Genomic DNA, 13356 nt, shown 5'->3' on the forward strand with positions numbered 1-13356 from the left:
AATTGTTCTTGTGCCCAAAGTTTAGCGTCTGAATATGTCATCTTAGTGTTTCAGTGAGGAATAGTAAGTGATCAGATCGCACACACGTTAAAGAGTTCAAAAAAAATCCCCAAGCTACAAGCTTGGGGATTTGTGTATAAGAGACAGCCGTTTACGGGGGCTTTTTTTTATTGACGAAAAGCAAAACTCTGTTCGAAATTTCGCCTCTCTTTTTCAAACTCGTACTTGCCTCTAAGTACCTAAAAGCGCAATCAATTATTCTGCGTTGAGGGATGATTATAAAAGGGGCTGCCAATGCCAAAGATGAGTGCGGACACACTGGTCAAATTACTGGTGTGTTTTTTGATTCCACTCGGTGTTTTAATGATGCCGATAGATGCCATTCCAATTGACGATCTCACTTTAATTCAGCATCGTCTTCTGGCTATTTTTCTTCTTGCTGCACTACTTTGGGTTTTAGAGCCGGTTCCCGTCTTCGCTACTTCGATTCTGATCATCGCACTTGAATTGATCATGATATCGGACAAGGGATTACACCTATTTCGCAATCCACCAGCGGGACATGACTTGGGTGAGTTGATTGCTTACACCGATATTTTCTCCGCTTTCTCCTCTCCCATCATCATCCTTTTCATGGGTGGTTTCGCGCTCGCTATTGCGGCCTCTAAATACGAGCTTGATAACAACCTTGCTCGTGTGCTGCTAAAGCCATTTGGTACTCAACCTAAGTTCATTATGTTGGGTTTAATGCTGATCACCGCCGTGTTCTCGATGTTTATGTCGAACACTGCGACGACCGTTATGATGCTAGCTCTCCTTGGTCCCATTGTTGCTTCAGCACCAAAAGGAGACTTGGGGATCAAAGCACTGGTTTTGTGTATTCCTATTGCCGCTAATACCGGCGGTATCGCGACGCCAATCGGTACACCGCCTAACGCGATTGCCTTGCAATATTTAACCGGAGAAAACAGCATCGATTTCCTATCTTGGATGCTGATGGGCTTGCCTTTTGTCTTAGTGCAACTGACGCTAGCTTGGTTCTTATTGCAAAAGCTCTTCCCTTCTAGTGAACCGGAAATGAAACTGCGCTTGGATGGTAAATTTAAGAAAAGCTGGCGTGCCATAGTGGTCTACGTGACCTTCGCTATGACCATCCTGCTATGGATGACAACTAAAGTGCATGGCATGAATACCTATGTAGTCGCTATCATTCCACTCGCGGTATTTACCTTAACGGGAATCATGGGCAAAGAAGAGCTCAAGCTTATCAACTGGGATGTGCTATGGCTGGTAGCCGGTGGTATCGCCATTGGTATTGCGTTAGATAAAACTGGCTTGGCTGAAGCACTCGCACACGCAATTGATTATGAGTCCCTATCACCATTCGCTGTCGTTGTTGCCCTATCGATCGTGTGCTGGCTAATGGCAAACTTTATGTCTAATACTGCCACTGCGAACTTGTTGATGCCGATTGCAGCGGCGATTGGTGCTTCTATGCCGAGTCTGGTTGCTATCGGTGGTTTACAAGGATTGCTGGTTGTCGTCGCTTTCTCGGCTTCACTAGGTATGATTTTACCAGTCTCTACACCACCTAACTCACTCGCTTACTCAACAGGCTTAATTGAAAGCAAAGACATGGCAAAAGTCGGTTTGATTATCGGTTTGGAGGGCCTATTCATCGTCTATGGCGCTGTGATTATCTTGTTCTAACACGCTAACTTCGGGGTGGTTCACGCCACCCCAGGCTCTTTCCTTCCAGCACTTTAAATCCACAGCAATATTTACGAAATCTATATCGATTTTCGAATCTAGAAAATTCACTTTTATAATCAACATATTGAATAAAAATTACGCTATTTATCTCAAGTTTTCACGTAAAACGTCGATAAATTAGCTACAGCCTTTCATGTAACTTTCAGTGCTTGAATCGTCTCACACCCTTTGAAGTCACGGCTCGTGACATTGATCTTTTCGTCTGTTTTATGAAGGTAAGGCAATGAGAAATACCATCAAACTTAAAATACAGATTGCGATTGCAGTCATTATCGCCATTGTTAGTGGCGTTCAAGCTTGGGTTTCCGTCAATCAACTGCGCACAGAAACCACTTCTACCCTTAATCGAGAGATTCAAAACATCTCTCAATCGACCAATCGTTACATCAGCGATTGGCTGGCGATTCGCAGCGATATGATGCTGGCAAATGAAAATATCATTGCAGGATCAGACGATGCCGATCGTGAAATGCTACTGACCAAGCGCGCTGGTAAGTTTTTATCGGTCTACGCTGGCTTCTCTGACGGCTCAATCGCCTACGGTGATAAGACGGAATCATGGCCTGCAGATTACGATCCACGCACTCGTCCTTGGTACCAAGATGCGATGGCAAAATCAGGGTTGATCATCACAGAGCCATACCAAGACTTCGATGGCAGCATTGTGGTTAGCTTTGCCAAAGCTTTTAATCAAGGTAAGAAAGGCGTGCTTGCTGCAGACTTGGCGGTAACTGACATCATCACTGAAGTGCTTAACATTCAACTTGATAATGACGGTTTCGCGTTCCTAGTTGATGGCAACAATAACCTAGTGGCTTACAAAGATGAAAAGCTTAGCCAAAAACCACTGACAGAACTCAACCCAGCTTTAACTCATAGCACGATGATGACGCTAGCTGGCGATGCGAAGCTAGACACCATTCAATGGCCGAGCCAAGGCGACAAGCTGATTTACGTGGCGAAAGTGCCGAACACCGATTGGTCTTTAGGTATTGTTCAAGACAAACAAATGGCGTTTGCTTCTGTCTCTGATCAAGTGACATTTACCGCTATTGCTTCGATTGTGTTGTATCTGATTATTGCGGCAATCAGTACTTACATCATCACTCGTTTATTGCAGCCACTTCAAACGCTTTCTGATGCGCTTTCAGAGTTATCACAGGGCGAAGGCGATCTTACTCAGCGCATCAAGATCGAGCGCATGGATGAGATTGGGGAACTTGCCACTCACGTGAACCAGTTCCTTGCTCAAATGCAGACCATGTTGAAGAGTATTGTTGAAGACAGTGAGCAACTTTCGGAACAAGCAAATCAAGCAAATGAGCTATCTGCGATGGCTGCGGGTCGTGTTGAACATCAGCAAAATGACGTCAACCAAATTGCTACTGCTATTCATGAGATGTCAGCAACCGCTGCTGAGGTAGCAAGCCACGCAGAGCTAACAGCGAGCGCTTCGCAAAACTCCGCATCTGCTTGTATGGAAGGGCAAAACGTCATCCAGAAAAACCGTGAAGCCATTGTAGAACTAGCAGAACAAGTAAGTGATGCCGCCAGCGTGATTTCAGAGCTAGAAGCAAACACGCAAAGCATCAACCAAATCCTATCGACGATCCAAGGCATTGCCGAGCAAACCAACTTGTTGGCACTCAACGCAGCAATTGAAGCGGCTCGTGCTGGTGAGCAAGGTCGCGGTTTTGCTGTGGTTGCTGATGAGGTACGTGTGCTTAGCCAACGCACTCATGGTTCAACGGAAGAAATCCGCACCATGATCGAAACGTTGCAAAACAACACCAAGCTAGCAGTAAACAGTATGCAAACCAGCACAAGTTTGGCAGACACCAGTGTGGACTATGCTCAACAAGCACACGACAGCTTGACTAGCATTACTAACTCAATTACTGAGATCAACGACATGGCAATGCAAATCGCAAGCGCTGCAGAAGAGCAACGCGCGGTAAGCGAAGACATCAGCCGCAACACACAAGGCATTAAAGACGATGCCGACATGATTGCCGAACAATCGCTTAAGAGCAGCGAAGGCGCACGCCAGATGTACGATACCGCCAATACCATGCGTGAGAACATCAGTCGCTTTAAAGTGTAACCCTCCCTATCAAAAGCAGCTCAACGAGCTGCTTTTTTATTAGCAACAAGATGCTCTTTTACATCTTTATGAATTGATGCATATTAAAGCCCTTCCCCTGCTCTACAAGGATGTCTCGCAATCATGGGTTACGAATGGCTAGCGCTGTGCGCTGCTTTCTTATGGGCTGTTTCTAGCTTAATTTCTGTTGTTCCCGCTCAGCATCTTGGTGCGTTTGCCTATAGCCGTTGGCGTATGGGTTGTACCGCAGTAATCCTCTCCACAATGGCGTGGATAACGGGTGGCTGGCTCAGTGTATCGGCAGGACACATTACGCCGATGATGGCGTCCGGTTTGATTGGTATCTTTATTGGCGATACCGCGTTATTCGCTTGTTTGAACCGCATGGGGCCACGCCAAGCAGGCTTGTTGTTTTCTTGTCATGCCGTCTTCTCTGCCATTCTGGGTTACTTCCTGTTTAGCGAAAGCATGACGGGTATGGAGCTGATTGGAGCCGCCTTGGTCTTCAGCGGTGTAGTGATGGCAATTTTCTATGGTCGACGCGGGCAAACCAGCAACGCGCTAGAAGAGATCAAAGGCAACGTTTGGATTGGCGTCGGACTCGGTTTAACTGCCGCTATGTGTCAGGCTCTGGGCGGCATCATCGCTAAACCTGTCATGCAAACCAGTGTCGATCCTGTCGCCGCTTCCGCGATTCGTATGCTCAGTGCTTTCGTCGCACATTGCGCACTCTGGTTAATTGGCGCCAAAGTCGCTCGCGCGACTCAAACCATCACATGGAAAGTTTTTGGCATTACCGCATTAAATGGCTTTTTGGCCATGGCGGTGGGTATGACGTTGATTCTATATGCCCTGCGTGAGGGGAATGTCGGGATGGTGGCTCTGCTTTCTTCAACAACGCCGATCATGTTGTTGCCATTGTTGTGGATTTACACCAAGAAACGTCCGAATCGATTCGCTTGGTTTGGCGCTGCTCTGGCGGTCATAGGCACTGGCATCCTAGTGCAATAGCTCAGGTTTAATGAGGGGCTGTTAACCATAGTAATTGTTGAGCTTCGTAACTCACCGCCGCCTTACTAAACACCGAATCGTAGACATAAAAAAGCCCGAGTCGAGCTCGGGCTTTTATCATTCTGAATCGTCAGTTAATTACTTAACTAGCACTTCACCAGACATTTCTGCAGGGATTTCTAGACCTGCTAGAGAAAGCATTGTTGGTGCAAGGTCAGACAGTTTACCGCCTTCTTTGAACTCAACTGCTTTGCCACCTACGTAGATTAGAGGTACTGGTAGGTTAGTGTGAGCAGTGTGGATGCCACCCGTTTCTGGGTCGATCATCATCTCTGCGTTACCGTGGTCCGCAGTAATTAGCATTTGACCACCAACTTCTTTGATTGCTTCAACCAATCTACCAACGCTTTCGTCTAGTGCTTCGATAGCTTGCTCAGCCGCTTCGTAAACGCCAGTGTGACCAACCATATCTGCGTTCGGGTAGTTACAGATGATAGTATCGAACTTACCAGACTTGATAGCCGCAACCATCTTCTCTGTTAGCTCTGGAGAGCTCATTTCTGGCTGCATGTCGTAAGTTGCTACTTTTGGAGATGCAACAAGTTGACGCTCTTCGCCTTCGAATTCGTTCTCAATACCACCGTTGAAGAAGAACGTTACGTGCGCGTATTTCTCTGTTTCAGAGATACGTAGCTGAGTTTGACCTTGCTTAGATAGCCACTCACCGTAAGTGTTTTCTAGAGACGCAGGTGGGAATGCGATTGCTAGAGGGATGTCAGCCGCGTATTGAGTCAGCATCACGAAGTTGATTGCTGGGAATACAGCGCGCTCGAAGCCGTCAAATGCAGGAACGAATGCACGAGTGATTTGACGTGCACGGTCAGCACGGTAGTTCATGAAGATAACCGCATCGCCATCTTGCATGATTGCGTCTTCTTGACCTTCTGCTTTGATAGCTGTTGCTTTAACGAATTCGTCGTTTTCTTCACGAGCGTAAGCCGCTTCTAGACCTGCAACTGCCGTTTCTGCTGTGAACTCAGCTTTAGCTTGAGTTAGAAGATCGTAAGCAACTTGAACGCGATCCCAGTTGTTGTCACGGTCCATTGCGTAGTAACGACCTACTAGAGAAGCAACACGACCTTTACCTAGTTTCGCAAATAGATCTTGGAAACGTTGTAGTGAGTTTTCGGCACTACGTGGTGGCGTATCACGACCGTCTAGGAAGCAGTGTAGGTAGATCTTTTCAGCGCCACGAGCTGCTGCCATTTCAACGGCTGCGTAGATGTGGTCTTCGTGAGAGTGAACGCCACCAGGAGACATAAGACCCATGATGTGTACTGCTTTTTCAGCTTTTACTGCAGAGTCGATAGCTTCAACTAGTGCTGCTGTTTCAGCGAATTCACCGTCAGCGATAGACTTAGTGATACGAGTTAGATCTTGGTATACAACGCGACCTGCACCGATGTTGGTGTGACCAACTTCTGAGTTACCCATTTGACCGTCAGGTAGACCAACGTCCATGCCTGAAGCAGAGATTAGAGTGTTAGGGTTGTTCGCAATTAGTGCATCCATTACTGGTGTTTTAGCATTTGCAATTGCGTTACTTGCTGTGTCTTCACGGTAACCGTAACCGTCAAGGATAACTAGAGCCAATGGCTTCTTAGCAGACATAGTGATGACCTCATCAAATTTAAGTAACTTTCGGTGTAGAGCTTCGCTGCTCTATCTAACCTTGAAACAAAACTAGCGTAATTTTACTACACTTTTTAACCAAAACTGTAGGTTAAGATCAAATAATGTTTGCGATTTATTGTTGCTATCTTACAAGTTAGCAAGCAATCCGACTCAGTCAGCAAACGTGTTCCACAAGCATAGTCACTTTCAAGACGCTTTGTACGACCACCGAAATACTTTGGTGAAAAACTTTTTGTTGTGACCCATTGTGCGCTTTTTCGACCAGAAGTGAAGTCAATTACACCGATTGAATTGATAGGAGGAAGTGATAATAAGATTGCGTGAATAACACATCAGAAAAGCCTTGGGGCAAGCGCGTAGATCTCAATTATTCGTTAGAAAATTTTAACCCTCTCGCCTAAGACGACTAACCCCGCTATACTCCTGCTTTATTTTTCCGCCAACATTGCAAGAGCTCAAGACATGCAAGAGTACATTGATTTTTTCCAACAGAACATGATTCTATCTTTGGTTTGGGTAGGTCTTCTTGTCGCATTTATCATGAACCTCGTGAAATCAGCGACAGCCGCATACAAAGAGATTAACGTAAACCAATTGACTCACCTTATGAACCGTGAAAACGGCGTTGTGGTGGACATCCGCTCTAAAGATGAGTTCAAACAAGGTCATATCACCGACGCACTTCACATTTTGCCGTCTGATATCAAAGCAGGTAACTTTGGTAGCCTTGAAAACCGTAAATCAGACCCAATCATTGTGGTATGCAAAACGGGTCAAACCGCTCAAGAAAGTGCAAACCTACTAGCGAAAGCAGGCTTCGAAAACGTAAGCCTACTGAAAAACGGTTTGATTGCATGGAACGAAGCGAACCTTCCACTAGTACGTGGTAAGAAATAAGGTCGCGGTAAAACAATTTTGCCAGCCTCGTTTATATAAACTGAGCAAATAGAAAGCAGTTGAAGCACTAAGTTGTGATGCTTTGCACGTAATACGCGCTTCATCTAGTCAAGCTAGATTTGCTCAGTTAGTCTCAGGACAAACCATATTTCTGGGTTTAGAAAATCCTAGACCCAACAAATGTTTATTAAGGATTTAAAAATGGCTGAAGCAGCACCACAAGACGCACAACAAAACTTTGCAATTCAACGCATCTTCCTAAAAGACGTTTCTTTCGAAGCGCCTAACTCTCCAGTAATCTTCCAAAAAGAGTGGAACCCAGACGTTAAACTAGACCTAGACACTCAAAGCCGTGAGCTTGGTGAAGGTGTTTACGAAGTTGTTCTACGTCTAACAGTTACTGTTAAGAACGAAGAAGAAACAGCGTTCCTATGTGAAGTTCAACAAGGTGGTATCTTCACTGCTGAGCAAATGGAAGCAGGTCAACTTGCACATTGCCTAGGCGCATTCTGCCCGAACATCCTATTCCCATACGCTCGTGAAACTATCTCAAGCCTAGTGGTTAAAGGTACGTTCCCTCAACTGAACCTAGCACCAGTTAACTTCGACGCGCTATTCATGAACTACCTACAACAGCAAGCTCAACAAGGCGAAGCTGAAGCGTAATTCACGTTTTGTAAGTGACGTGTTGCCCTTCATAGAGAATGAGCACACGTCATATACCTGAAGAAAATGCACAAAGCGTCCTCTCAGCGATGCAATGTGCATTTTTTATTTCTGATAAAAGTTCCTAGTTCCTAACCCCTTGAGAGCGTAAACTCTAGCGATTATGAACTAGATTCTACTAGTAGAAAGACAATTAGGCGGTAGCATGACACAAGCAAATACAAACAATGCTTACGGTAAAGACATCGCAATGACTGTGATCGGTGCTGGCTCATACGGCACTTCTTTGGCAATCTCCCTTGCTCGTAACGGCGCGAACGTCATCCTATGGGGTCACGAGCCAGAGCACATGGCACGCCTTGAAGCAGACCGTGCCAACCACGAATTCCTACCTGGTATTGATTTCCCAGAGAGCTTGATCATTGAATCGGATTTAGAAAAAGCCGTTCAAGCAAGCCGTGACTTGTTAGTTGTGGTTCCTAGCCACGTTTTCGGCATCGTACTAAAAAGCTGTCAGCCTTTCCTACGTGAAGATTCTCGCATCTGTTGGGCAACCAAAGGTCTTGAGCCAGAAACCGGTCGCCTACTAAAAGAAGTGGCGTTTGACATCATCGGTGACAGCTATTCGCTAGCGGTACTGTCTGGCCCTACGTTTGCTAAAGAGCTTGCGATGGGTATGCCTACTGCCATCTCTGTTGCCTCGCCAGACGCAGACTTCGTTGCTGACCTACAAGAGAAAATTCACTGCAGCAAAACTTTCCGTGTCTACGCAAACAACGACTTTATCGGCATGCAACTTGGCGGTGCGGTGAAGAACGTTATCGCAATTGGCGCAGGTATGTCTGATGGTATCGGTTTTGGTGCCAATGCCCGTACAGCACTGATTACACGTGGTTTGGCAGAAATGAGCCGTCTTGGTGCCGCACTAGGCGCACAACCTGAAACCTTTATGGGTATGGCTGGCTTGGGTGACCTTGTTCTGACTTGTACAGACAACCAATCGCGTAACCGCCGTTTTGGTTTGGCACTAGGTCAAGGTAAAGACGTCGACACTGCGCAAGAAGAAATCGGTCAAGTCGTTGAAGGCTACCGCAACACCAAAGAAGTTTGGATGCTCTCTCAGCGCATGGGCGTAGAGATGCCAATTGTTGACCAAATTTATCAAGTATTGTATCAAGGAAAAGATGCACGCCTGGCAGCGCAAGATTTACTTGCTCGTGACAAAAAAGCCGAAGGAAAGTAGCACCCTAGCTCCCTTTGCACCTCATCTGAGAAGAATAGAAGTTGTCGGGTCACGGAAGAACCACTCAGGATATTGAGAATGAAACACTGCGAAAAACAAAAAGTCTGGAACAAAATTGTTTCAGAAGCCCGTGAGATGTCAGAGCAAGAGCCTATGCTGGCGAGCTTTTATCATGCGACCATTATTAAGCATGACAGCCTGTGTGCCGCATTGAGCTATATTCTGGCCAACAAATTAAACACTGCATCGATGCCTGCTATGGCAGTGCGTGAAGTGGTTGAAGAGGCATTTGCTGCCGATCCTACTATCACGGACGGCGCAGCTTGTGATATTTGTGCCACGGTCAATCGCGACCCCGCGGTTTCTATGTACTCAATGCCATTATTGTACTTAAAGGGCTACCATGCTCTGCAAGGCTACCGAGTAGCAAACTGGTTGTGGAAGCAAGGTCGTCACGCTCTTGCGACATATCTACAAAATCAGATTTCTGTTGCATGTCAGGTTGATATTCACCCTGCAGCGCGCATTGGTAGTGGTATCATGCTAGACCATGCAACCGGCATTGTGATTGGTGAAACGGCCGTTGTCGAAAACGACGTGTCTATTCTGCAAGATGTCACCCTAGGTGGTACCGGTAAAGAATGCGGTGACCGTCACCCGAAAATTCGCGAAGGCGTAATGATCGGCGCAGGTGCAAAGATTCTTGGCAATATCGAAGTGGGAGAAGGTGCCAAAATTGGCTCCTGCTCCGTGGTATTGCAAGCAGTGCCACCCCACACAACTGTGGCTGGTGTGCCTGCAAAAATCGTTGGTCGTCCGAAAACGGACAAACCTTCTCTCGATATGGATCAAGGCTTTAATGGCAAATCGCAAAGCTTTATCCATGGAGATGGTATTTAATCGTCATCTGATCCTTTGACAATAATGTGGTAGGTAACTCTCAAGTGCGAAAACAAAATCACCCAGTGCTACGCTCGGCTATTTTATTAACTTGTGCTTTATCTGCCACATATCCCCTCACCTCTTTCGCTGCCAGTCAGCAAGAGTTAAAAGGCGTTTCTAGCGAAATCAGCCGTCAGCGTAAATCGCTCACTTCTCAAGAAAAACAACTTAACGATCTGCAAAAGTCGCTTAAAGACCAAGAGCTTGGTATCTCGAAACTAGAAAGAGAAATTAAGCAAACTAAGGCGGAATTAGCGCAAGCCGATCAGAACATTAATAAGTTGGAAGAGAAAATTGCACTGCAAGAAGGCCAGCGCCAAGCGCAAGAGGAAGAGCTAAAACAACTGATTCAAACCTACTACGTCACGGAGCGTGCGAAAGCCAATGGGCATCTCCTTAACGAAGGCGTAGAAGAAGATCGCATCAGCCAATACTTTCAACATCTTGCCAAAGCTCGCGCGGAAGTCATTGATGCGATTACCAAAACCACTCAAGAGTTGGCGCACAACAAGAACCAACTCGAACTGGAAAAAGACCAAATTGAAACCTTGCTTAAACAGCAATCAGAAAAACGTTCGTCTTTAGCAAGCACGCAGTCGAAACGTAAAGGTACGCTGAGCAAGATTCAAAAGAGCATCAAAGATGACAAACGTTACTTAGCAGAACTGCAACGTAACGAAACCCGTCTAAAGGCCGAGATAGCGAAAGCCGCAAAACGTAACGCAGTACCGATGGATGGTATTGCGAAACAACGTGGCAAACTGCCCTGGCCACTGAAAGGCCGAGTGCTGCATAACTTCGGAACCAGACAGACTGGCCAAGTAAACTGGAAAGGCATGGTGCTTTCAGCAAGCTACGGTCAACAAGTCAAAGCCGTTTACCCAGGTACCGTTGTATTCGCCGAATACTTGCGTGGTTATGGTCTAGTCGTTCTACTCGACCACGGTAAAGGTGACATGACGCTCTACGGTTACAACCAAGCATTGACCAAAAAAGAAGGCGATAAGGTAACAGCCGGTGAAGTGATTGCCCTTGCGGGTGATACAGGTGGTCAAGACAGGCCTTCACTGTACTTCGAAATTCGCCGTAACAGTGAAGCGCAAAACCCGAAATCTTGGTTAAAGCGTTTGTAGCTATCATTTATCATCGCAGTTCTAAGCTGCACTATCGTGACACAAAAAACAAAGGAGCCACTCGGCTCCTTTGTTGTATGTCTATTTTGGAAAATGCTATGCGTAGTAGGTTTCGACCGCATCAATAAAGGCACTAACATCATCTTTGCTTAGCGCATTGATACCCGCCGCAGCCTCTCGACCACCACCTGTCGGGAACTGTCCACACACCGCCACGGCACCTTGCTTGTTATTCAATGGCGCGCGAAGAGAAACCGTGTAAGTACCGTCTGCATTTTCTGTTAATACCGCATGCGCAGAGTCTGGGGTTTGGTTTGCAAGCCAGTTGCCATAAACGCCGCTAATTCGACGTGATGCTGCATTGTTTGGCAGTTCAAATAGCTTGAGCTTCGCACTCTCGTGAGTAGCAGGAACCGCCTGCGCCGCATCCATATCTTGTTGATAAGCCGATTGTAATTGGTAGTAAGGTGACGCTTTATCTGCAATCGCATCGAATGGTGAAACGTATTGCTTTAACGCTTGATACAAGTCCGCTGGGTGAAAATGCAGGTCGTCTACTTTAGAGCCATAGCCGTTGTAGTTAATCAACGTCCCGAGCTCTTTTAGTTGTGCTTTCTGCTCTTGATTAAGTCCGGCTTTGTCCGCCAATGCATCCGCTTTAGCGATCAAGTTATCGCCATAAGCAGCGGTGATCGCCCATGTATGAAAACGGCCATCAAGCAGTTTATCGATAATCAATGCAGTACACATGTTGGCATCGAGATCGATGTGCGCGTCCAAATTACCATGTTGAGGAATCTCGCCCGCCTTGTGGTGATCGGCGTAGAAGACATGCGCGCCTTGAGCCAAAGCTTGCTCTAGACCTACCATGTTCTTTTCCATTGAAATGTCCAATACTGTCAGCTCATCACCCGCTTGCACATCCACTTTTTCCATCAGTTTGATGTCGCGCTTTACGCCTGTCACCAACTCAGCGTTGATAGGATCCGCTAAGCGCAATTGCAGCAATGCGATGATGCCGTCGGCATCGCCATTAAAAATGTCGTAATTCATTGAACGATAGTTCCTTTATCGAGAATCATCTTCCACTAGAAAGTATGGAAGAGCATGAGTTCTATTGTGCGAAATGAGCACAGCAAGTCAACTCAAGGAAGGAGTTGAAAATGAGAGCTGCGCTCTAAACCTTAAGCGTTGAGCCATACTCTCATTTTCTGAAATGAATAAGGAGGGAAAATAGTATTAACTGTGCAGACGACTCACTGCTTCTTCAAGCAAAAGCAACTGTTCCATGCCCTGCTCGGTCGCCACGGGTTTCACCACGTTAAGCATCTGCAACATGCCTTGTTTCACCATTAGCTCAGTAATATCGGTCTTTGATGACATCGCCGATTGGTAAGCTAACCAACTACACGCAATAAGATGCAGCGTGCAAACCAGTGATTTCAACTGCTCTTGGTCGACATTCAACAGCTTCAGCGACACAAACTCTTGCATGATTGCAATGAGGTTGGCTTGCAGCTTCTCTTGAACATCAATGTATTCATCATGCAGTTGCTCATCTCGAGAAAGGATTTCTGGCAGGTTCGCGTAGAAAAAACGGTACTTCCACATCAGAGTGAAGATTGAATCGAGGTAGCTTTTCAGCATGGTCAGGCTCTCTTGAGAACCTTGAATTGGAGTAAAGCGTTCTAGCAGTTCCGCAGAGTAAAGCGCGAAAATCTCACGCACGATTTCTTGTTTGTTACGGAAGTGGTAGTAAAGATTGCCTGGGCTAATTTCAATATGATCAGCAATGTGGTTAGTTGTAATATTGCGCTCACCATGTTGGTTAAACAACTCCAGTGCGGCATAAACGATTTTGTCGCGCGTTTTCATGGTTATCGTATTCCCTC

11 protein-coding genes are annotated in these 13356 nt (G+C 46.2%); 8 read left to right on the plus strand and 3 right to left on the minus strand.

The features are described from left to right. Positions 1-294: 294 nt before the first annotated feature. The 3 genes from QTO06_RS18165 to QTO06_RS18175 all read left to right on the plus strand — a co-directional run bounded on the left by QTO06_RS18165 (position 295) and on the right by QTO06_RS18175 (position 4888). On the plus strand, positions 295-1710 hold the full coding sequence (locus QTO06_RS18165; protein ID WP_331409251.1) for an SLC13 family permease: 1416 nt from the start codon (positions 295-297) through the stop codon (positions 1708-1710). Positions 1711-1996: 286 nt separating this feature from the next. After that, positions 1997-3877, plus strand: a complete 1881-nt coding sequence (locus QTO06_RS18170) for a methyl-accepting chemotaxis protein (RefSeq protein ID WP_331409252.1) — start codon at positions 1997-1999, stop codon at positions 3875-3877. Between the two features lie 123 nt (positions 3878-4000). Further along, a complete protein-coding gene (locus QTO06_RS18175; protein ID WP_331409253.1) occupies positions 4001-4888 on the plus strand; it encodes a DMT family transporter in 888 nt (295 codons plus the stop codon). A 138-nt stretch (positions 4889-5026) separates the two neighbouring features. Here the strand turns inward: QTO06_RS18175 and gpmM are convergent, their stop codons facing one another. Further along, positions 5027-6559, minus strand: coding sequence for a 2,3-bisphosphoglycerate-independent phosphoglycerate mutase (gpmM, locus tag QTO06_RS18180; protein WP_331409254.1), 1533 nt, complete (start codon positions 6557-6559; stop codon positions 5027-5029). A 486-nt stretch (positions 6560-7045) separates the two neighbouring features. Between gpmM and QTO06_RS18185 the strand changes: the two genes are divergently transcribed. The 5 genes from QTO06_RS18185 (at position 7046) to QTO06_RS18205 (ending at position 11464) form a co-directional block, all read left to right on the plus strand. Next, on the plus strand, positions 7046-7480 hold the full coding sequence (locus QTO06_RS18185; RefSeq protein WP_005425033.1) for a rhodanese-like domain-containing protein: 435 nt from the start codon (positions 7046-7048) through the stop codon (positions 7478-7480). Between the two features lie 201 nt (positions 7481-7681). Beyond that, a complete protein-coding gene (secB, locus tag QTO06_RS18190; protein WP_005386410.1) occupies positions 7682-8146 on the plus strand; it encodes a protein-export chaperone SecB in 465 nt (154 codons plus the stop codon). Between the two features lie 205 nt (positions 8147-8351). After that, complete coding sequence (gene gpsA / locus QTO06_RS18195; protein ID WP_009707847.1) at positions 8352-9389, plus strand: NAD(P)H-dependent glycerol-3-phosphate dehydrogenase; 1038 nt, start codon at positions 8352-8354, stop codon at positions 9387-9389. A 78-nt stretch (positions 9390-9467) separates the two neighbouring features. After that, a complete protein-coding gene (gene cysE, locus QTO06_RS18200) occupies positions 9468-10289 on the plus strand; it encodes a serine O-acetyltransferase (RefSeq protein ID WP_331409255.1) in 822 nt (273 codons plus the stop codon). A gap of 26 nt (positions 10290-10315) precedes the next feature. Continuing rightward, positions 10316-11464, plus strand: coding sequence for a murein hydrolase activator EnvC family protein (locus tag QTO06_RS18205; protein ID WP_331409256.1), 1149 nt, complete (start codon positions 10316-10318; stop codon positions 11462-11464). Between the two features lie 96 nt (positions 11465-11560). Here QTO06_RS18205 and QTO06_RS18210 read toward each other — a convergent pair whose 3' ends face one another. Together QTO06_RS18210 and QTO06_RS18215 are read right to left on the minus strand one after the other, a co-directional pair. Next, the gene (locus QTO06_RS18210; RefSeq protein ID WP_331409257.1) at positions 11561-12517 is read right to left on the minus strand and encodes a DHH family phosphoesterase; all 957 of its coding nucleotides are present in this window, start codon (positions 12515-12517) and stop codon (positions 11561-11563) included. A 186-nt stretch (positions 12518-12703) separates the two neighbouring features. After that, positions 12704-13339 (minus strand): TetR/AcrR family transcriptional regulator, encoded by a 636-nt coding sequence (locus QTO06_RS18215; protein ID WP_005440488.1) that lies wholly within the window; start codon positions 13337-13339, stop codon positions 12704-12706. Positions 13340-13356: the final 17 nt, after the last annotated feature.

The organism is Vibrio sp. M260121 (genome assembly GCF_036533715.1).
Taxonomy (GTDB): domain Bacteria; phylum Pseudomonadota; class Gammaproteobacteria; order Enterobacterales; family Vibrionaceae; genus Vibrio.